Here is a 256-nt window from a genome sequence, read left to right on the forward strand (position 1 = left end):
CGCATCCTCAAGGAAATTCGCGAACGCCTGAAAATCCTCAACGATGTGGGCCTGGAATATCTCTCCATGTCGCGCAATTCCGGCACCCTGTCGGGCGGTGAATCGCAGCGCATCCGCCTGGCCAGCCAGATCGGCTCGGGCCTCACCGGCGTGCTCTATGTGCGCGACGAGCCCTCCATCGGCCTCCACCAGCGCGACAATTCGCGCCTGCTCGAAACCCTTCAGCGCCTGCGCGACCTGGGCAATACCGTCATCG

1 protein-coding gene is annotated in these 256 nt (G+C 63.3%); it reads left to right on the forward strand.

Going from position 1 to position 256, the window contains the following annotated elements; genetic code table 11:
• The coding region (locus FLQ44_RS23045; RefSeq protein ID WP_147696193.1) for a hypothetical protein at positions 1 to 256 on the forward strand (256 nt) is incomplete at both ends.

This window comes from Vogesella mureinivorans, from assembly GCF_007644035.1.
Classification (GTDB): domain Bacteria; phylum Pseudomonadota; class Gammaproteobacteria; order Burkholderiales; family Chromobacteriaceae; genus Vogesella; species Vogesella mureinivorans.